This window comes from Streptomyces sp. NPDC051555 (assembly GCF_044454405.1).
Classification (GTDB): Bacteria; Actinomycetota; Actinomycetes; order Streptomycetales; family Streptomycetaceae; genus Streptomyces.
The window spans coordinates 154,759-174,437 of sequence record NZ_JBITDP010000011.1 but is presented as its reverse complement, the minus strand read 5'-3'; the positions used below and the strand labels follow the sequence as shown (position 1 = coordinate 174,437).

Annotated in this window: 16 protein-coding genes; 15 read left to right on the top strand and 1 reads right to left on the bottom strand. The window is 72.3% G+C overall.

Annotation, left to right across the window (positions count from 1 at the left end):
• The first annotated feature begins 1 nt into the window (after window position 1).
• From ACIBEA_RS22975 to ACIBEA_RS22905, 15 genes are all read left to right on the top strand, one after another.
• The gene (locus ACIBEA_RS22975) at window positions 2-2,188 is read left to right on the top strand and encodes a bi-domain-containing oxidoreductase (protein ID WP_399263738.1); all 2,187 of its coding nucleotides are present in this window, start codon (window positions 2-4) and stop codon (window positions 2,186-2,188) included.
• Window positions 2,185-4,152 (top strand): alginate lyase family protein, encoded by a 1,968-nt coding sequence (locus ACIBEA_RS22970; RefSeq protein WP_399263735.1) that lies wholly within the window; start codon window positions 2,185-2,187, stop codon window positions 4,150-4,152. Before ACIBEA_RS22975 ends, ACIBEA_RS22970 begins: the two co-directional genes overlap by 4 nt.
• A 36-nt stretch (window positions 4,153-4,188) precedes the next feature.
• Window positions 4,189-5,715: a right-handed parallel beta-helix repeat-containing protein gene (locus ACIBEA_RS22965; RefSeq protein WP_399263963.1), complete on the top strand. Its 1,527-nt coding sequence runs from the start codon at window positions 4,189-4,191 to the stop codon at window positions 5,713-5,715.
• Window position 5,716: 1 nt separating this feature from the next.
• On the top strand, window positions 5,717-7,039 hold the full coding sequence (locus ACIBEA_RS22960; protein ID WP_399263733.1) for an O-antigen ligase domain-containing protein: 1,323 nt from the start codon (window positions 5,717-5,719) through the stop codon (window positions 7,037-7,039).
• 2 nt (window positions 7,040-7,041) lie between these two features.
• Window positions 7,042-8,313 (top strand): glycosyltransferase, encoded by a 1,272-nt coding sequence (locus ACIBEA_RS22955; RefSeq protein ID WP_399263961.1) that lies wholly within the window; start codon window positions 7,042-7,044, stop codon window positions 8,311-8,313.
• Complete coding sequence (locus tag ACIBEA_RS22950) at window positions 8,313-9,548, top strand: methyltransferase domain-containing protein (RefSeq protein WP_399263731.1); 1,236 nt, start codon at window positions 8,313-8,315, stop codon at window positions 9,546-9,548. The genes ACIBEA_RS22955 and ACIBEA_RS22950 overlap by 1 nt, the downstream gene beginning before the upstream one ends.
• The gene (locus ACIBEA_RS22945; RefSeq protein WP_399263729.1) at window positions 9,545-10,372 is read left to right on the top strand and encodes a sugar phosphate nucleotidyltransferase; all 828 of its coding nucleotides are present in this window, start codon (window positions 9,545-9,547) and stop codon (window positions 10,370-10,372) included. Before ACIBEA_RS22950 ends, ACIBEA_RS22945 begins: the two co-directional genes overlap by 4 nt.
• Window positions 10,369-11,016 carry a PIG-L deacetylase family protein gene (locus tag ACIBEA_RS22940; RefSeq protein ID WP_399263727.1) on the top strand — a complete coding sequence of 216 codons (648 nt, stop codon included), beginning with the start codon at window positions 10,369-10,371 and terminating at the stop codon, window positions 11,014-11,016. Before ACIBEA_RS22945 ends, ACIBEA_RS22940 begins: the two co-directional genes overlap by 4 nt.
• Before the next feature lie 3 nt (window positions 11,017-11,019).
• The gene (locus tag ACIBEA_RS22935) at window positions 11,020-12,045 is read left to right on the top strand and encodes an NAD-dependent epimerase/dehydratase family protein (protein ID WP_399263725.1); all 1,026 of its coding nucleotides are present in this window, start codon (window positions 11,020-11,022) and stop codon (window positions 12,043-12,045) included.
• A complete protein-coding gene (locus tag ACIBEA_RS22930; RefSeq protein ID WP_399263958.1) occupies window positions 12,042-13,316 on the top strand; it encodes a DUF4910 domain-containing protein in 1,275 nt (424 codons plus the stop codon). Before ACIBEA_RS22935 ends, ACIBEA_RS22930 begins: the two co-directional genes overlap by 4 nt.
• Before the next feature lie 5 nt (window positions 13,317-13,321).
• Window positions 13,322-14,647: a hypothetical protein gene (locus tag ACIBEA_RS22925; protein ID WP_399263723.1), complete on the top strand. Its 1,326-nt coding sequence runs from the start codon at window positions 13,322-13,324 to the stop codon at window positions 14,645-14,647.
• Window positions 14,644-15,591: a glycosyltransferase family 2 protein gene (locus ACIBEA_RS22920; RefSeq protein WP_399263721.1), complete on the top strand. Its 948-nt coding sequence runs from the start codon at window positions 14,644-14,646 to the stop codon at window positions 15,589-15,591. Before ACIBEA_RS22925 ends, ACIBEA_RS22920 begins: the two co-directional genes overlap by 4 nt.
• Entirely contained in the window at window positions 15,588-16,850 is a 1,263-nt protein-coding gene (locus tag ACIBEA_RS22915) for a polysaccharide pyruvyl transferase family protein (protein ID WP_399263719.1), read from the top strand. Before ACIBEA_RS22920 ends, ACIBEA_RS22915 begins: the two co-directional genes overlap by 4 nt.
• Window positions 16,851-16,951: 101 nt before the next feature.
• Entirely contained in the window at window positions 16,952-17,503 is a 552-nt protein-coding gene (locus ACIBEA_RS22910) for a dTDP-4-dehydrorhamnose 3,5-epimerase family protein (RefSeq protein WP_399263717.1), read from the top strand.
• 7 nt (window positions 17,504-17,510) lie between these two features.
• A complete protein-coding gene (locus ACIBEA_RS22905; RefSeq protein WP_399263715.1) occupies window positions 17,511-18,836 on the top strand; it encodes a glutamate-1-semialdehyde 2,1-aminomutase in 1,326 nt (441 codons plus the stop codon).
• A 53-nt stretch (window positions 18,837-18,889) separates the two neighbouring features.
• On the opposite strand, the gene ACIBEA_RS22900 is transcribed toward ACIBEA_RS22905, so the two are convergent.
• Window positions 18,890-19,561: a phosphatase PAP2 family protein gene (locus ACIBEA_RS22900; RefSeq protein ID WP_399263956.1), complete on the bottom strand. Its 672-nt coding sequence runs from the start codon at window positions 19,559-19,561 to the stop codon at window positions 18,890-18,892.
• Between the last annotated feature and the right edge of the window lie 118 nt (window positions 19,562-19,679).

The window sequence follows — 19,679 nt, the reverse complement described above, 5'->3', positions numbered from 1 at the left end:
CGTGAAGCAAGTGGTGCAGAACTACAAGAGCGGCGAGTTGGCGGTACTCGACGTGCCGGTACCCGGCTGCAAGCCGGGTGGTGTGCTGGTGCGCACGGCCTACTCGCTGATCTCGACCGGGACCGAGATGATGAAGGTCTCCGAGGCCGGCATGTCGATGCTGGGCAAGGCCCGCTCCCGGCCGGACCAGGTGGCCAAGGTGGTGCAGAGCGTGGCCACCAACGGGCTGGCCGCCACCTACCGCAAGGTGAACAACCAGCTCGATTCCTACACGCCGCTGGGCTACTCGCTGTGCGGGGTGGTCGAGCAGGTGGGCGCCGGTGTCGACGACGTGGCCGTCGGCGATCTGGTGGCCTGCGCGGGCAACGAGCACGCGCTGCACGCCGAGTTGAACTGGGTGCCCAAGAACCTCTACGCCCGGCTCCCGGACGGACTCGCGCCGCGGCACGCGGCCTTCGGTACCGTCGGGTCGATCGCGATGCAGGGCGTCCGCCAAGGTGAGTCCGCGCTCGGCGAGGTGGCTCTGGTCATCGGCCTCGGGCTGATCGGGCAGCTGGTGGTGCAGCTGCTCACCGCCTCCGGGGTCCGGGTCATCGGGGCCGACCCCGACCCGGTGCGCTGCGAGCTCGCCGCGAGCCTCGGCGCCGCGGCCTGCGGCGATCCCGGTTCCGCGGTGGTGGAGTCCGCCGTCGCCGACCTCACCGGCGGTCACGGGGTGGACCAGGTGTACCTGGCCGCCGGCGGCGGCAGCAACCAGCCCGTGGAGCTGGCCGCCCGGCTGAGCCGGGACCGCGGCCGGGTCATCGACATCGGCAAGTGCCGCCTCGACCTGCCGTGGAACGCGTACTACGAGAAGGAACTGGACGTCCGCTTCTCCCGCAGCTACGGCCCCGGGCGCTACGACCCCGCCTACGAGCTGGAGGGGCGGGACTACCCGATCGGGTACGTGCGCTGGACCGAGCGTCGCAACCTGGCGTGCTTCCTCGACCTCATGGCCCGCGGCAGCGTCGACGTGGAGCCCTTGATCTCGCACATCGCCGACTTCGAGGACGCCGTCAAGACCTACCAGCGGCTGGGGGACGGCGAACTCAAGGCCGTGGCCGTGCTGTTCGAGTACCCCGAGCAGGCCGCGGAAGGCCGGGCCGCGGCCCCGTCGGTGGCCGTGCCCGCGGTACCGAGCAGCCGTCGGTCGGCCGCGCCGACCCGGTCCGCCGCAGCTCCGGTGCGCCTCGCGTTCGTCGGCGCGGGGAACTACGCGACGTCCATGCTGCTGCCGCACCTGGCGGAGCGCGCCGGCGTCACGCTGTCGACGGTCGTCACCACGACCGCGCTGTCCGCGGCCAACGCGCAGCGGAAGTTCGGCTTCGGCGGGGCGACCACCGACCTCGACTCCGTGCTCGGCGACCCGGCGATCGACGCCGTGTTCGTGGTCACGCGGCACAGCTCGCACGCCGACCTGACCCGCAAGGCGCTGCTCGCCGGCAAGACCGTGTTCGTGGAGAAGCCCCTGGCCCTCGGCGAGGACGAGCTGGCCGGTGTGCTCGCGGCGGTGGAGGAGTCGGGCAACGACCGGCTGCAGGTGGGCTTCAACCGGCGTTTCGCGCCGATCCTGCGGGAGGCGAAGCAGCAGTTCGGCACCCGCAGCGGTCCGGCGAGCCTGCGCTACCTGGTCAACGCGGGCCGGCTCGGGCACGGCAGCTGGTACCTGCAACAGGGCACCGAGGGAACGCGGTTCGCGGGTGAGGGCGGCCACTTCATCGACACGGCCAGCTGGTTGCTCGGCGCCGACCCGGTCTCGGTGTACGCGGCCGCGACCTCCGGCAACGAGGACCTCCAGATCGTCCTGCGCTACCCGGACGGGTCCACCGCCACCCTGAGCTACGTGACGACCGGCGCCCCCGGCTTCCCCAAGGAGACGCTGGACCTGGTCGCCGACGGCAAGGTGCTCAGGCTCGACGACTTCGTCCGGGCCTCCGTGTACGCCCGCAAGCGGTGGGTCAGCTCGCGGCTGCCCAAGGCCCGGGACAAGGGCCAGTCCGCCGAGCTCGCCGCTTTCATCAAGGCCGTGCGGACCGGTGGACCGATGCCGGTGCCGCTGGAGTCCCTGGTCGCCACCACGGCGGCCACCCTCGCCGTCCAGGCCAGTCTGGCGGGCGGCGCGCCGGTGACCTTGGCGGGGCCCCGATGACCATGAGCCCGGCTTGGTACCTGCGGCGGCTGTCCCGGATGGGCCCGCAGGAGGTCGGCGGTCGGGTCGCCGACGCGGTGCGCCGGCGCCGGTGGCGCACCGCGCCACCGGCCGGCCGCCCGGTGACCGGCGCCCGTTTCACCGCGGTGCTGCCCGCCGGGGCGCTCGCCGCGGTGGCACCGGACGCCGCGAAGCGGCTCGTCGTACAGGCGGACCGGCTGATGGCCGGGCGCGCCGAGTACTTCGGGGTGGAACGCGACGACCTGGTCGACCCGGACTGGTGGTACGACCCGAAGACCGGGCGCCGGGCGCCGTCCGGGTACGCCTTCGACGTGCCCTACCGCAGCGAGGACGCGGTCGGGGACATCAAGCAGATCTGGGAGCCGTCCCGGCACCAGCACCTCACCGTGCTCGCGGCCGCCTACGCGGTCACCGGGGACGAGCGGTACGCCGAGCGGGTGGCCGAGCACCTGCGGACGTGGTGGGCGGGCAACCCGCCGCTGCGCGGGGTGCATTGGATCAGCGGCATCGAGCTGGGCATCCGACTGCTGTCCTGGGTGTGGGTGCGCCGGTTGCTCGACGGCTGGTCCGGTGCGGCCGCCCTGTTCGAGGGCAACCCGGTGGCGCTGGAACAGATCTGGCACCACCAGCGGTGGCTGGCCGCCTTCCCCAGCCGGGGTTCCTCGGCGAACAACCACGTCATCGCCGAGACCGCCGGGCAGTTCGCCGCGGCCTGCGCCTTCGACTGGTTCCCGGAGTCGGCGCGCTGGCGGTCCGGTGCGCTGCGGTCGCTGGAGCGGCACCTGCGGAGCAATACCTTCCACTCGGGCCTCAACCGCGAGTTGGCCACCGAGTACCACGGGCTGGTCCTGGAGCTCGGGCTGGCCGCGGTGGCCGAGGCGGACGCGGCCGGCGTGCCGGTCCCCGCGACGGTGCGGGTGGTGCTGCTGCGGATGACGGACGCGCTCGCGGCGATCGTGGACGGCCGGCTGCGGCCTCCGCGCCAGGGTGACGCGGACGACGGGCACGGCCTGATCGTGGACGGCGCGGGCACGGACCGCTGGGCCTCGCTGCTGGCCACCGGGGAGGCGGTCTACGGCCGACTCCCCTGGTGGCCGGCGGCGGGCGGCACGGACGTGCGCACCCCACTGCTGGCCGCCCTCATCCGGTCGTACCCGGAGCCGGGGGGCGCGCCGGCGGTGCGCCGCCCCGAGCAGCGGCCGGTCCACTTCTCCGACGCGGGGATGTCGATCCTGCGCGGTCCGGGGGAGATCTGGTGCCGCTGCGACGGGGGCCCACACGGGTTCCTGTCGATCGCCGCGCACGGTCACGCGGACGCGCTGTCCGTGGAGGTCCGCCACGACGGGGTCGACGTACTGGCCGACCCGGGGACGTACTGCTACCACGGGCAGCCGCGGTGGCGAGAGTACTTCCGCTCGACCCTCGGCCACAACACCTTGCAGTTGGACGGCGCCGACCAGTCGGTCTCCGGCGGCCCGTTCCTGTGGACCCGGCAGGCCCGCAGCAAGGTCCTGGTCGCGGACACCTCCGACGCCGCCATCGGGGGGACCTCCCGCTGGTGCGCCGAGCACGACGGTTACGGGTCCTCCGTCCACCGGCGCCGGGTCGAGCTGATCGGCGCGCGCCAGCAGGTGCGGGTGGTCGACGAGGTGCACGGCCCGGGCCGGACGGCGCAGCTGGCCTTCCACCTGGGCCCGGCGATCGTCGCGGAGCTGGTGGGGAACCGGGCCGTGCTCACCTGGACCCGGGACGGCGAGGACCGCTCCGCCGTGCTCGACCTGCCCGGGCAGCTGTCCTGGCGGGCGCACCGGGGCGAGAGCGATCCGCCGTTGGGCTGGTACTCCGCCGGTTTCGGCCGCAAGGAGCCCGCCACCACGCTGATCGGCACCGGCAGCGCCGACGGCACGCAGGGGTTCATCACCGTACTCACGTTCCGGGACTAGGGAGGAGGGGTCTTGATCAAGAGGGGGCACTGGGCGATGCCGACGGCGCAGCTGTTGCTGGTCCTGCTCGCGGTGACCGGCTGTACGAGCTCGACGGACGACCGGTCGGAGCCGTCCGGGAAGTCGCCCGCGTCCGGCGCGCCCTCTTCCGGGGCGGCCGCCACGCCGGTGGCCCGGGTGTGCGACAAGCCCGCGGCCGCTCCGGCGCAGGCGCCGGCGGGGGCGGTGTCGGTCGACCCCGCGGTCGTCGGCGACCTGGCGGCGAAGACCAAGAGCAGCCCTCCCAAGACCACGTTCTGGATCGGGCCGGGGACGCACAATCTCGATCCGGATCGCTACGCCCAGGTCATCCCCAAGGACGGGGACACCTACCTCGGCGCGCCGGGCGCGGTGCTCGACGGCCAGAAGAGCAACCAGTACGCGTTCGGCGGCGGCGGTGTCGACGTGACCATCCGCTTCCTGACGGTGCAGGGCTTCATCGCGCCGCAGAACGAGGGCGTGGTCAACCACGACTCGTCCGACGGGTGGGTGATCGAGCACGCGACGATCCAGAACAACGCCGGCGCCGCGCTGATGGCCGGCGCCCGCCAGCAGGTCCGGGCCAACTGCCTGCGCGCCAACGGACAGTACGGTCTGAACGCCTACAAGTCCGGCAGCCCGATCACCCATCTGGTGGTGGAGGGCAACGAGATCGTGGGCAACGACACGGACGACTGGGAGCGGCGCCAGCCCGGGTGCGGATGCACCGGAGGCGTCAAGTTCTGGGCGGTCAACGGCGCCGATGTACGGGGCAACTGGGTGCACGACAACCGCGGACCCGGGATCTGGGCGGACACCAACAACAACGACTTCCGCATCGAGGAGAACGTGCTGGAAGCCAATGACGGCGCCGCGCTGATCTACGAGACCAGCTACAACGCGGTCATCCGCAAGAACACGATCCGGCGGAACAACTGGGTCGAGGGCCGCAAGAAGGCCAATGACGGCGACAACTTCCCCTTCGCGACGGTCTACTTGTCGGAGTCCGGTGGTGAACCACGGGTCCCGGCCCGCACGGACAAGATCGAGGTGTACGAGAACCTGTTCGAGAACAACTGGTCGGGGATCACCCTGTGGGAGAACGCCGACCGGTTCTGCAACAGCCCGGCCAACACCTCCTCCGGTGACTGCACGTTGCTGGTGAAGTCCATCGCCAGCTGCGCGCAGCCCGCGATCGCCGGCGCACCGCTCTACGCCGATTGCCGGTGGAAGACCCAGCGGGTGGACATCCACCACAACCGCTTCGTCCTGGACACCTCCGTCGTCGGGTGCGCGGTGAAGTGCGGCCGCATGGCGGTGCTGGCCAACTACGGGACGTACCCGGACTGGTCCCCGTACAAGGGCGAGCCGGTGGCGGAGGCGATCACCCGCGAACAGCAGAACCGCTGGCACGACAACGTCTACTCCGGGCCGTGGAGCTTCATCGCCCACGACCCGAGCCGGGAGCTGGACTTCGCGCAGTGGCAGGGCGCGCCGTACCAGCAGGACGCGGGCAGCACCTTCTCGCCGCAGGACGGTGGTTGAGATGGCCGCGGAGGCCACGCTCGACGGGCCGGCGGACGGACCGACGGACGGACCGGAGGCCGCGGGGGCGCGGTCCGACGCCGGGGCGCGTCCCACGGGCGCGCCGAAGGGCGTCGCGATCGCCTGGGGGCTGCTGATACTCAACACGTTGGGTTCCGCCGGAGCGGTGACCATCGTGCCGCTGCCCCGCTCCCTCATCCAGATGGCCACGATGGGCTCGCTGGTGGCCGCGTTCGCGCTGGCGCTGCTGCTCAACCTCCGGCTGCGGGTGCGCGCCAGCGCCTTCCTGCTGCTGCTCACCCTCCTGCTGGTGCCGAGCGTGATCTCCAGCGTGAACCTGGAGTCCGGCTTCGGCGCGCTGTTCCGCTGCACGCGCCTCGGGCTCTTCGTCGGTACGTTGTGGTTGCTCAGTCGCTGGTGGGACGGCGACGACCGGTTCGTGCGCCACCACATCCGGCTGTACTTCGCGGTGCTCGCGTCGGTCGCCGCCGGCCTGCTCATCTCTCCGGGCGCGGCCCTGCCGGACCTCTACGGCGGCCGGCTGGTGGGCGCGCTGTGGCCGCTCACCCCGCCGCAGATCGGCCAGTACGCCGCGGTGATCATCGGGCTGACCGTGCTGCTCCTGCTGGGCCGGCGGACCAGCGGCGCCAGTGCGGCGGCGGTCATCGTGCCCTCCATCGTCCTGCTCGCCCTGACCCACACCCGTACGGCGACGCTCGGCCTGCTCGTCGGGCTGGTGCTGGCGATCGGTTCGCTCGTACTGACCAGCGCAGCGGCCCGCCGGTTCTTCGCCTGGGCGGTGGTGATCTCCACCTTCGTCGCGGTGGTGCTCAACTCCGCGCTCCAGGCGTGGTTCCTGCGCGGACAGAGCCAGGAGAACTTCTCCAACCTCACGGGCCGGGCCAAGGTCTGGGACGCGCTGTTGGCCGCCCCCCGGACGACCCTGCAGGAGCTCTTCGGCGCGGGCCTGGGCGACAAGTCCTACGGCGGGCTGCCGATCGACAACAGCTGGCTGGCCGTCTACAACGAACAGGGCCTGGTCGGCACCGCGTTGGTGGCGGCCGCCATCATCGTGCTGGGCGGCGTCGCGCTGCTGCGCCCGCCCTCGCTCCAACGGGCCTGCGCGATCTTCCTGGTCAGCTACTGCTCGATCGCCTCCTACACCGAGGCCGGGCTGGGCGACGCCTCGCCGTACCTGCTGCACCTGACCGTCGCCGCCTCCTTGCTGGCGGCGCCCGCCACGGCCGCCGCCCCGTCGACGCCCCCGGCCGCGGCCGCGCGCCGACGCCTGCCCCAATGGACCCGGACTTCGGAGGTGAAATGAGCATGCACGTTCTCGTGGTGCACAACCGCTACGCGTCGGCGCAGCCGAGCGGGGAGAACAAGGTCGTCGACCAGGAGGTCGCGCTGCTGCGCGGGGCCGGTCACCGGGTCGAGGTGTTCGAGCGGCGCAGTGACGACATCGGCGGCCGGTCCCTGGTGTCCAAGGCCGCGATCCCGCTGCTGGTCCCCTGGAACCCGGCGGTCCGCACGGAGCTCACCGCCAGGCTGCGCGCCGATCGGCCGGACGTGGTGCACGTCCACAACGTCTTCCCGCTGCTGTCCCCCGCGGTGCTGGCCGCCTGCGCCGACGCCGGCGTGCCCGCCGTCGCCACCCTGCACAACTACACGCAGGTCTGCCCGCCTGGCACGCTCCAGCGGGACGGTCGACCGTGTACCGACTGCATCGGCGCGGCTCCGCTGCCCGCAGTCCGGCACGGCTGCTACCGCGGCTCCCGGCTGGCGACGGTGCCGCTCGCGGTCAGCCTGTCGGTCAACCGGCGGCGGTGGTGGTCGGGCGTGGAGCGGTTCTTCTGCATCTCCGCGGCGCAGCGGGAGGTCCTGGTGCGGGCCGGCATGCCGGCCGAGCGGCTGGGGGTGAAGCACAACTTCGTGCCCGAACCGTCCGTGCGCCGCTCGGGCGCCGGCGAGCACCTGCTCTACCTGGGCCGCCTCGCGGAGGTCAAGGGCGTGCGGCTGCTGATGGCCGCGTGGGACGAGCTCGCCGCGGACGGTGGGGTGGGCGTACCGCTCGTGATCGCCGGTACGGGGCCGCTGGAAGGGGAGGTGGCCGCCTGGGCGGCGGGCCGGGAGGACGTGCGCTACGTCGGCCTCTACGACCCGGCCCAGTGCGGGGAGGCCATCGCGCGCTCGGTCGCGGTGGTGGCTCCCTCGACCTGGCTGGAGGCCTTCGGCCTGGTGGTCGTGGAGGCGATGGCGGCCGGGGTCCCGGCCGTGGCCGCCGGTCACGGCGCCTTCGTCGAGCTGGTCGAGGACGAGGTGAGCGGGTTGCTGCACCGACCGGGCGAGGTCTCCTCGCTGGCGGCCCGCATGCGCCGGATCGCGACCGATCCGGCGGGCAACCGGGAGATGGGGCGGGCGGCCCGGCGCCGGTACGAGCAGGGGTTCAGCCCGACCGTCGGGCTGGAGCGCCTGCTGGAGGGGTACCGCACCGCGATCGCGGTGCGGTCCGGCGGCGGGGACGGTGCGCCGCCGGTAGGAAATGCACACGTTGGCTCGCGACGGGGCACCCGCGCGGGCAGGGATGGGGGCAATTGATGACACGATGCCGACTCTGCGGCTCGGAGACGCTGGCGAGCGTCGTCGACCTGGGGGCGACCCCGCCGTGCGAGAGCTTTCTCGCCGTGGAGGAACTGGACCGGCCGGAGCCGGCGTACCCGCTGCACCTGCGGGTATGCACCGATTGCTGGCTCGCGCAGATCCCTCCGCTGATCACGCCGGAGGAGACCTTCACGCAGTACGCCTACTTCTCCTCCTATTCGACGTCCTGGGTGGAGCACGCGCGCACCTTCGTCGCCGATGCCGCCCAGCGGGTGGGCCTGGGGCCCGACTCCTTCGTGGTCGAGGTCGCGAGCAACGACGGCTACCTGCTCCAGCACGTGGTGGACCGGGGGATCCGCTGCCTGGGCGTCGAGCCGTCGGTGAACGTGGGCGCCGCGGCGCGCGAGGCGGGCGTGCCCACGCTGACGGCGTTCCTGGACCCGGACACCGGGGCGGCCGTACGGGCCGAGCACGGGCCGGCGGACCTGGTCGCGGCGAACAACGTGTACGCGCACATCCCCGACGTGGTCGGGTTCACGCGGGGGTTGCGCGCCCTGGTCGCGGACGACGGCTGGGTCTCCATCGAGGTGCAGCACCTGCTGACCTTGATCGAGGAGAACCAGTACGACACGATCTACCACGAGCACTTCCAGTACTACACCGTCGCCTCCGCCATCCGGGCGTTGGCGAGCGGTGGACTGGCCCTGGTGGACGTCGAGTTGCTGCCCACGCACGGCGGCTCCATCCGGCTGTGGGCGCGGCCGGCCGAGGTGGCCGGCGAGCCGACGCAGCGGGTGGCGGACGTGCTGGCCCGGGAGGAGGCCGCCGGGCTGCAGGAGCTGTCCGGGTACACCGAGTTCTCCGCCCGGGTGGCGAAGGTCCGCCGGGACCTGCTGCGGTTCCTCATCGACGCGGCCGAGAACGGCGAGACGGTGGTCGGCTACGGCGCTCCGGGCAAGGGCAACACCCTGCTCAACCACTGCGGGATCCGGCCCGACCTGCTCGCCTACACGGTCGACCGCAACCCGTACAAGCACGGCAGGTTCACCCCGGGCACGCGCATCCCGATCCTGGCTCCCGAGCAGATCGCGGTGGACAAGCCCGACTACGTGCTCATCCTCCCGTGGAACCTGCGGGACGAGCTGATCGAGCAGCTGTCCTTCGTACACGACTGGGGCGGTCGCCTGGTCTTCCCCATTCCGGAACTGAGCATTGTCGAGGTCAAGGCATGAAGGTCGTACTGTTCTGCGGCGGTTACGGGATGCGCATGCGCAGCGGATCCTCCGATGACGTTCCCAAGCCGATGGCCATGGTCGGCCCGCGGCCGCTGATCTGGCACGTCATGCGCTACTACGCGCACTACGGGCACACGGAGTTCATCCTGTGCCTCGGTTACGGCGCGGACCACATCAAGAAGTTCTTCCTCAACTACGAAGAGACCACCTCGAACGACTTCGTGCTGCGGGGCGGGCGGGCCGAGCTGCTGTCCACCGACATATCCTCCTGGACGATCACCTTCGTGCAGACCGGCATCGAGTCGCCGATCGGTGAGCGGCTGCGCCGGGTGCGCGAGCACCTGGACGGCGACGAGATGTTCCTCGCCAACTACGCCGACGTGCTGACCGATGCCCCGCTGCCGGAGATGATCGAGCGTTTCTCCCGGCGCGACGCCGGGGCGTCGATGATGGTGGTGCCGCCGCAGTCCTCGTTCCACTGCGTGGAGCTGGGCGAGGAGGGCCTGGTGGAGGGCATCACCGCGGTGAGCGAGCTGCCGCTGTGGGAGAACGGGGGCTACTTCGTGCTCCGTCAGGAGATCTTCGACCACATACCCGAGAACGGCGACCTGGTCGCCGACGGTTGCACCGCACTGGCCAAGCAGGGACGGCTGGTGGCGCACCAGCACCGCGGTTTCTGGAAGCCGACGGACACCGTGAAGGAGCGTGCCTTACTGGACTCCGCCTACGCGCACGGTGACCGCCCCTGGGCCGTGTGGGAGCGCGACGCGGGTGCGGGCAACACCGGTGGCGTCCCCGGCGCCAGGGCGGGGACCGCGTGATCCGCCTCGGGGCGCAGCCCCTGGACCGGATCGTCGCGGTGGGGGCGCACTGCGACGACATCGCCATCGGCGCCGGTGGCACTCTGCTGGCGCTCTGCCAGGCGCGGCCCGGCATCCGGGTCGACGCGCTGGTGCTGTCCGGTGGTGGCGGCGAGCGGGAGGAAGAGGAGCGGGCCGCGCTCGCCGCCTTCTGCCCGGGGGCCGAACTGCGTCTGACCGTACTGAAGTTGCCGGACGGCCTGCTGCCCGCGCGCTGGGAGGAGGCCAAGGCCGCGGTCGAGGAACTGCGCGCGCAGAGCGACCCGGACCTGATCCTGGCGCCGCGCACCGACGACGCGCACCAGGACCACCGCGGCCTGGCGCAGCTGATGACCACCGCCTTCCGCGACCACCTCGTGCTCGGCTACGAGATCGTCAAGTGGGACGGCGACCTCGGGCGTCCGGTGGCCTACCAGCCGCTGTCGCCGGAGGTCGCCGAACGGAAGGTGCAGCTGCTGCAGGAGCACTACCCCTCGCAGCGCCACCGGCCCTGGTACGACCGGGAGGCTTTCCTCGGTCTCGCCCGCATCCGCGGCATCGAATGCCACGCGCGGTACGCCGAGGCGTTCGCCGTCACCAAACTCACGCTCCATCTGGGGGGATGAACCATGCGCGTACTACTGACCGGACACCAGGGTTACCTGGGCACTGTGATGGCCCCGGTCCTCGCGGCCGCCGGGCACGAGGTCGTCGGTCTCGACGCCGGCCTGTTCGCCGATTGCGTGCTGGGCCCGCAGCCCGCGGACCCGCCGGGGCGGCGGGTGGACCTGCGCGACGTCACGGCCGAGGACGTGGCCGGGGTCGACGCGGTGATCCACCTGGCCGCGCTGTCCAACGACCCGCTGGGAGCGCTGGCCCCGGACCTCACCTACGACATCAACCACCACGCGTCCGTGCGCCTCGCGCAGCTGGCCCGCGACGCCGGTGTGCGGCGCTTCCTGTACGCGTCGACCTGCTCCGTCTACGGCGCCGCCGGCGGCGGGGGCCTGGTGGCCGAGGACGCCCCGCTGCGCCCCGTGACGCCGTACGCGGAGTCCAAGGTGCGGGTGGAGGACGACCTGCACGCCCTGTCCGACGGCGACTTCAGCCCGGTGTACATGCGCAACGCCACCGCCTTCGGCTACTCGCCCCGGCTGCGCGCCGACATCGTGCTGAACAACCTGGTGGGGCACGCGCTCCTGTCCGGCGAGGTCCTGGTGCTCTCCGACGGCACCCCCTGGCGCCCGCTGGTGCACGCCGTCGACATCGCGCGGGCCTTCGCGGCGGCGCTGGTCGCGCCGCGGGAGGCGGTCCACGACCGTGCGTTCAACATCGGCAGCGAGGTCAACAACGTGACCGTCGCCCAGATCGCCGAGCAGGTAGCCGAGGCGGTACCGGGCTCCAAGGTGCGGATCACCGGGGAGAACGGCGCCGACCCGCGCTCGTACCGGGTGGACTTCGCCCGGTTCCGGGCCGCGATCCCCGGCTTCGACTGCGAGTGGACGGTCAAGCAGGGCGCGCTCGAACTCGCCGAGGCGTACCGCACGCACGGGCTGACCCAGGAGGCCTTCGACCAGCGCTTCACCCGGCTGGCCGTGCTGCGCTCGGCGTCCGACTCCGGCGCGGTCGACGAGACCCTGCGGTGGCGCCGATGACCGTGGTCGGCGAGGAGATGCACGCCCTGGTGGAGCGGCTGTACCCGCTCTGCCGGAGCATCACGGGCGACGGCGTGCGCGCCACCTTGGACATCATCGGCGAGTACCTGCCGCTCCAGGTGCACGAGGTGGCGACCGGGACGCAGGTGCTCGACTGGACCGTGCCCCAGGAGTGGAACATCCGGGACGCGTACGTCGCCGACGCCGCGGGCAACCGGGTCGTCGACTTCGCGGCGTCCAGCCTGCACGTGCTCGGCTACAGCACGCCGGTGTCGGCGACCATGCCGCTGGCCGAGCTGCGCCCGCACCTGCACACCCTGCCGGAGCAGCCGAGCTGGGTGCCGTACCGCACCAGCTACTACACGCCGCAGTGGGGCTTCTGCCTGGCCCAGGAGACCCTGGACGCGCTGCCGGACGGCGACTACGAGGTGCGCATCGACTCCACGCTCGCCGACGGCCACCTCACCTACGCCGAGCATGTGGTCCCCGGGCAGGTCCCGGAGGAGGTGATCGTCTCCTGCCACGTCTGCCACCCGTCGTTGGCCAACGACAACCTGGCGGGCGTCGCGGTGGCGACGTACCTGGCGCGGGCGCTGGCCGAGCGGACGCCGTACTACACCTACCGGTTCATCTTCGCCCCCGGCACCATCGGGGCGATCACCTGGCTGGCCCGCAACGCGGAACGGGTGGAGAAGGTCAAGCACGGGTTGGTGCTGGCCTGCGCCGGGGACTCGGGCCGGCTCACCTACAAACAGAGCAGGCGCGGCGACGCGGAGATCGACCGGGTGCTCCAGCACGTGCTGCGCACCTCCGAACGCCCGCACCGGATCACCGAGTTCACCCCGTACGGCTACGACGAGCGGCAGTACTGCTCGCCGGGCTTCGACCTCGGGGTGGGTTCGCTCAGCCGGACCCCGTACGCCGGCTACCCCGAGTACCACACCTCGGCCGACAATCCGGACTTCGTCTCCCCCGAGGCGATGACGGACACGCTCGCCGTCTGCCGCGAGGCGTTCGGCGTGCTGGACCGCAACCGGAGCTACCTCAACCTCAGTCCGTACGGCGAACCGCAGTTGGGTCGGCGCGGGTTGTACGACTCGCTCGGTGGGCGCAGCGACGCGAAGCAGGCCCAGATGGCCATGCTCTGGGTGCTCAGCCTCTCCGACGGCGAGCACAGCCTGTTGGACGTCGCCGAGCGCGCGGGGCTGGCGTTCGACACCGTCGCCGTGGCGGCCGACGCCCTGCGCGGTGCCGGTCTGATCAAGGCGTGAAGTCCATGACCACAGAAGGGGACAACACCACGACGACGGATGCGGCGGATACGGCGGACCCGACCGTGCCGGCCCCGCGCACCGCGAAGCGGGCCATGGTGGGCCGACTGTCCTGGGGGCTGGCCGACCAGGCGGCCTCCAGCATCAGCAACTTCGCCGTGGGCATCTACGTGGCCCGCTCGCTGGGGCCGACCGCCTTCGGCGTGTTCAGCCTGGCCTGGGTGACCTACGGCGTGGTGCTGAACGTCTCCCGCGGGCTGGCCACCGACCCGCTCGTGGTCCGTTTCAGCGGCGTGTCACAGGCCTCCTGGCGCTCGGCGGTGGCCCGGTCCTCGGGCACCGCGCTCGGCGTCGGGACGGCCCTCGGCGTGGCGTGCCTGGCCATCGGGCTGAGCCTCGGTGGCGGCGTGGGGGCGGCTCTGGCCTGCCTCGGCGTCGTGCTGCCGGGACTGTTGATCCAGGACGCCTGGCGGTACTCGTTCTTCGCCGCGGGGATCGGGAAGAAGGCGTTCACCAACGACCTCGTGTGGGGCGTCGCGCTCGTCCCGGCCCTGTTGGTCGCGGCCCGCGTGGGCACCGTGGCCGCCTTCGTGCTCGCCTGGGGCGGGTCCGCCGCGGTGGCCGCGGTGTACGGCTGCTTCCAGTCGGGCATCCGGCCCCAGGTGAGCGGCGCCCGCGGGTGGCTGCGCGAGCAGCGCGACCTCGGCTACCGGTACCTGGCCGAGAACGTCGGCCTCAGCGGCGCCTACCAGATCCGGGCGTACGGGCTCGGCGCGATCGTCGGGGTCACCTCGGTGGGCGCGGTCCGGGGCGCCGAGCTGCTGCTCGGCCCGTTCCTCGCGGTGCTGATGGGGCTGTCGCTGGTCACCGTCGCGGAGGCGGCCCGGGTGCTGCGGCAGGCCGCCCACCGACTGGGCAGGTTCTGTCTCCTGCTCGGCGGTGGGCAGGCCGGCGCCGCACTGCTGTGGGGCGCCGCTCTGCTGCTGGTCCCGGACCGGCTCGGCGAGCTCGTGCTCGGCGAGGTCTGGCCCGCCGCCTCGCAGCTCGTCGTCCCGGCCACGCTCGGCGTCGCGGGCGCCAGCATCGGCACCGGAGCGGCCGCCGGGTTGCGCGCGCTCGGCGCGGCCCGGCGCAGCCTGCGCTGCCAGATGTTCGCCTCCGCCTGCTACGCCGGCGGCGGCGTCGGCGGGGCGGTCCTAGCGGGCACGGTCGGCTCGTCCTGGGGCGTCGCCGCCGCGACGCTCAGCAGCTCGGCCGTGTGGTGGCTACAACTGCGCTCCGCCCTGCGCGAGCACCAGCAAGATTCCATCCGTGAAGTGAGGACACCATGACCGCCCATCCGCGGTTGAGCATCGGCCTGCCCGTGTACAACGGCGAGGAGTACCTGGCCGAGTCGCTCGACGCCCTGCTCGGCCAGACGTACGAGGACTTCGAGCTCGTCATCTCCGACAACGCCTCGACCGACGGGACCCGGGACATCTGCCACCGGTACGCCGCGAAGGACTCGCGCATCCGCTACCTCCGGCTGCCCCGGAACATCGGCGCCTCGCCGAACCACAACCACGTCTTCGACGAGTGCCGCGGCGAGCTCTTCAAGTGGGCCTCGCACGACGACCTGTACGCCCGGGACCTGCTCCAGCGCTGCGTGGAGGCGCTGGACGAGCGACCCGACGTGATCTGCGCCCACGCCGACCAGGCGGTCATCGATGGGGACGGCCAAGTGACCATCCCCTACGACTACACCTTGGCCACCGGTTCGCCGTCCGCGCCCGTGCGCTTTCGCAGCCTGCTGTTCGAGCCCGGCGGCGACGACTTCTACGGGGTGCTGCGGGCCGACGTCCTGCGCCGGGTGAAGCCGCTCGACAGCTACCACCACGCGGACCGCACCTTCGTCGCCGAGATCGCCCTGCACGGCCGCTTCCACCAGGTGCCGGAGCTGCTGTACTTCCGCCGCGACCACCCCAACCGGGCCGAGCGGGCGAACCCGAGCAAGCGCTCCCGCTGCGCCAACCTGGATCCGCTGCGGGCCGGACCGCTGCACCCGACGGCCCGGCTGCTCGCCGAGTACGTGTGGGGCTTCGTCTCGGCGGTCCGGCGGGCGCCGCTCTCCGCCTCGGACCGGCGCGCCTGCTACCGCCACCTGGCCGCCTGGATGACCAGCCGGGCCCGGCCGGGCGCCGGCGAGCGGGTGGAGGACCGCGCCCCGGTGGACCCGGCGCTGCTCACGGTCTCCGTCGACGCGCTCGTCGCCGGCCGTGAAGGGAGGCCGGCATGAGGTCCCCGAAGGGAGCTCCGGCGCGCGTGGGCCTCTTCGGCCTGCTCGGCTCCGGCAACCTCGGCAACGACGCCTCCCTCGAAGCCGTGCTCGGGTACCTGCGCGAGGACCACCCGGACGCGGTCGTGGACGCGCTGTGCGGCGGGGCCGAGGTCGTGACGACCCGGTACGGGATCCCCGCCACGCGGCTGCACTGGTTCCGCGGGGAGTACCGGACCGCCTCGCGGGCGGGGTCGGTCGCGGCGAAGGGCGTGGGCAAGCTCATCGACATCGTCCGCACCGCCGCCTGGGTGCGCGGGCACGACGTGGTGATCGTGCCGGGCATGGGCGTACTGGAGGCCACGCTGCCGCTGCGGCCGTGGGGCTTCCCGTACTCCCTGTTCCTGCTGTGCGCGTCCGGCCGCCTGCTGGGCACCCGGGTCGCGCTGGTCAGCGTCGGTGCGGCCGCGATCGGCAACCGGCCGACGCGGACGCTGGTGCGCTGGTCGGCGCGGCTGGCGGCGTACCGGTCGTACCGCGACGCGCCCTCCCGCGACGCGATGCGGGCGATGGGCGTGGACACCACGCGCGACGAGGTCTACCCGGACCTCGCCTTCTCCCTGCCGAAGCCGGCGGCGGCCGACGTGCCCTCGGGTCCGCCGGCCGGTCCGGTCTGCGTCGGGGTCATGGCCTTCCACGGCGGGGACGACGATCGATCCCGGGCCGAGGAGATCCACCGGCGCTACCTCGACGGCACGATCCGCTTCGTCCGCACGCTGGTGGAGGACGGCAGGCCGGTCCGGCTGCTGACCGGGGACCGGGTCGACGCGGAGGTGGTCGCCGCGATCCTCGACGCGGTGGACTCGCCGCTGGTGACCGCTGCCGAGACGTCCTCGCTGGACGACCTGATGAAGGAGATGGCCTCGGTCGACACGGCGGTGGCCATCCGCTACCACAACATCATCAGCGCGCTGAAGGTCGGCACGCCGACCCTCGCGCTCAGCTACGCGGCGAAGAGCGAGGCGCTGATGGAGCGGATGGGGCTGGGCGCCTACAGCCACCCGGCCCGCGAGGTCGACGCCGCCCGACTGCTCGCGCAATTCCGGGAGTTGGAGGAGAACGCGGCGGACCTGAGGAAGACCCTCGCCGAGCGGAACCTGATCGCGGCGCAGCAAGTCAAGGACCAGTTCGCGGCCTTGACCGCAGCCCTCTTCCCGGACAACGTTCACCCCAACACCCGATCACACGACCACGACCGCTCCTTGCGGGAGACTCCGTGAATGTGCCCGAGACGAAAGCAGCCGGATTGAAAACGACCGGAACGACAGCAACCGCTACGACAGCGACCGTTACGACGGCACCCGCTACGACAGCGGCCGGGATGACGGCGACCGAAGTGCCGACGATCGCCGGCGCGTACCTCTTCGCCTCGACGCCGTACTCCGACGAACGCGGCTTCTTCTGCCGCACCTTCGACGTCGACGTGGTCCGCTCGGTGGGCCTTGACCCGCACTCCTTCGTCCAGGACAGCGTGTCCCGCTCGGTCCGTGGCGTGCTGCGCGGCCTGCACCTGCGCTCGGGCGCCGGCGAGGCGAAGCTGGTGCGGTGCTCGTACGGAAAGGTCTTCGACGTCATCGTGGACCTGCGTGCGGACTCGCCGACCTACCGCAATGTGGCCACCTTCGAGCTGTCCGGCGACACGCAGGTGACCCTGTACGTACCGGCGGGGTGCGCACACGGCTTCCAGGCGCTGACCGAGACCGCCGACGTCTCGTACCGGATCGACCGCCCGCACGATCCGACCGAGGACGTGACGATCGCCTTCGACGATCCGGAGCTCGCTGTTCCATGGCCGCTGCCGGTCACCTCGATGTCCCAGCGGGACCGGAAGGCACCGGGCCTCACCGAGGCCCTGAAGCAGGGGAAGGGGTGACGTCGGCATGAGCGAAACGGAGTTCTCCCTGCCGCGGTCGCGGGCGGCGAGCGAGCGGCTGCACGCCGTGGTACCCGGCGGCGCGCACACCTACGCGAAGGGCGACGACCAGTACCCCGAGAACCTGGCGCCGGTCATCAGCCATGGCCGCGGCGCCCATGTGTGGGACGTCGACGGCAACCGTTACGTCGAGTACGGCTCCGGCCTGCGGTCGGTCAGCCTCGGTCACGCCCACCCGCGGGTGCTGGAAGCGGTGCGGCGGGAGCTCGACCGCGGCAGCAACTTCGCCCGGCCCTCCATCGTGGAGGTGGAGGCCGCGGAACGGTTCCTGGAGACGGTGCCGACCGCCGAGATGGTGAAGTTCGCCAAGAACGGCTCCGACGTCACCACGGCCGCGGTACGGCTGGCCCGCGCCGTGACCGGGCGTCCGCGGGTCGCGATCTGCGGGGACCAGCCGTTCCTCTCCGTGGACGACTGGTTCATCGGCACGACGCCGATGTCCGCCGGTATTCCGGCGGCGATCCGCGAGCTCACCGTGGCGTTCCCGTACGGGGACCTGGCCGCCACCGAGGAGGTGCTCACCCGCTACCAGGGCGAGGTCGCCTGCCTGATCCTCGAACCCGCCGGCCACACCGAGCCGCCGCCCGGCTACCTCGCCGGACTGCGGGAGCTGGCGAACCGGCACGGCTGCCTCCTGGTCTTCGACGAGATGATCACCGGTTTCCGCTGGTCCGAGGCGGGTGCCCAGAGCCTGTACGGCGTCGTTCCCGACCTCTCGACCTTCGGCAAGGCGCTGGGCAACGGCTTCGCCGTCTCCGCGCTGGCCGGGCGCCGGGACGCGATGGAACGGGGCGGTCTGCGCCACGCCGGCGAACGGGTGTTCCTGCTGTCCACCACGCACGGCGCGGAAACACACTCGCTGGCCGCCGCGATGGCCGTGCAGAGCACCTACGTCGAGGAGGGGATCACCGCGCGGCTGCACGCCCTCGGCGAGCGGCTGGCCGCCGGTGTCCGTGACGCCGCGGCGGGCATGGGCGTCGGCGACCACGTCCTGGTCCACGGCCGGGCCAGCAACCTGGTCTTCGCCACCCTCGACGCGGACATGCGGCCGTCACAGCCGTACCGCACCCTGTTCCTGCGCCGGCTCCTCGCGGGCGGGGTGCTGGCCCCGTCGTTCGTGGTGAGCAGCGCGCTCGACGAGGCAGACATCGACCACACCGTCGACGTGGTGGCCCAGGCGTGCGCGCTGTACCGGAAGGCGCTGGACGCCGGCGATCCCACCCCCTGGCTGGGCGGGCGACCGGTGAAACCCGTGTTCCGCCGCTTGTCGTGAAGTGACGTGACGTGACGTGAACCGTTCCTGAGGAGCCGTCACACCGCTGCACGTCAGTGGCGCTCCCGTCCACCGACGTGGACCAACCGGTCGGCCGTACGGTCGACCAGCCACGCGACGGCCGGGATCGCCGCGAGGGCGGTGCACCATCCGCCGAGTGCGTCGGTCGGGTAGTGCGCGCCCAGGGCCACCTGTGCCCACCCCATGGCCGCGCCGCCCACCAACGCCGCGGCGAGTACGAGCAGTGTGCCGGCCGCCTTGCCGAGACCGAGGCGGCCGGTCACGAGCAGTGCCACCACGAGGAGAAGCGCGGTGAGGAAGGCGGTGTGCCCGCTCGGGTAGGACAGGTAGCCGCCGTTGATGGTGCGTCCCACCACGTACTTGAGCAGGGTCGTGGTTCCCACGGTCAGGGCGACACCGGCGACGAGGAGGACGGCCGCGCGGCGGCGCCGTAGCAGCAGGCACCCCGTCACCACGGCGGCGACGAGCGCCACCGATCCCGCGGGCTCCCCCAAGAAGTCCAGGGCCAGGGCGACATGGCGCCACGGCGACGGCCGCATGCCGTCCACCACTCCCCCGATCCGGGAGTCCACCGTGGCGGGCCGACTGTCGTCGGCGTACCGGACCCCCAGCACCACGACGACCAGTGCGGCGAGAGCGGCGATCGACCCGAGCCACAGGCTCAGCGCCGGGGGGAGCACGGCGCGCGTCGGCCGGCCGGTCACACGCCCGTCCAACGCGGTCCTCCCGTCACGTCCGATGTCCTTCGCCGACCGGTCAGAACAGGGACACGGGGGCAGCTTCCGGCCGTCAGACTAGCCAACAACCCGGTCGCGGTAAACC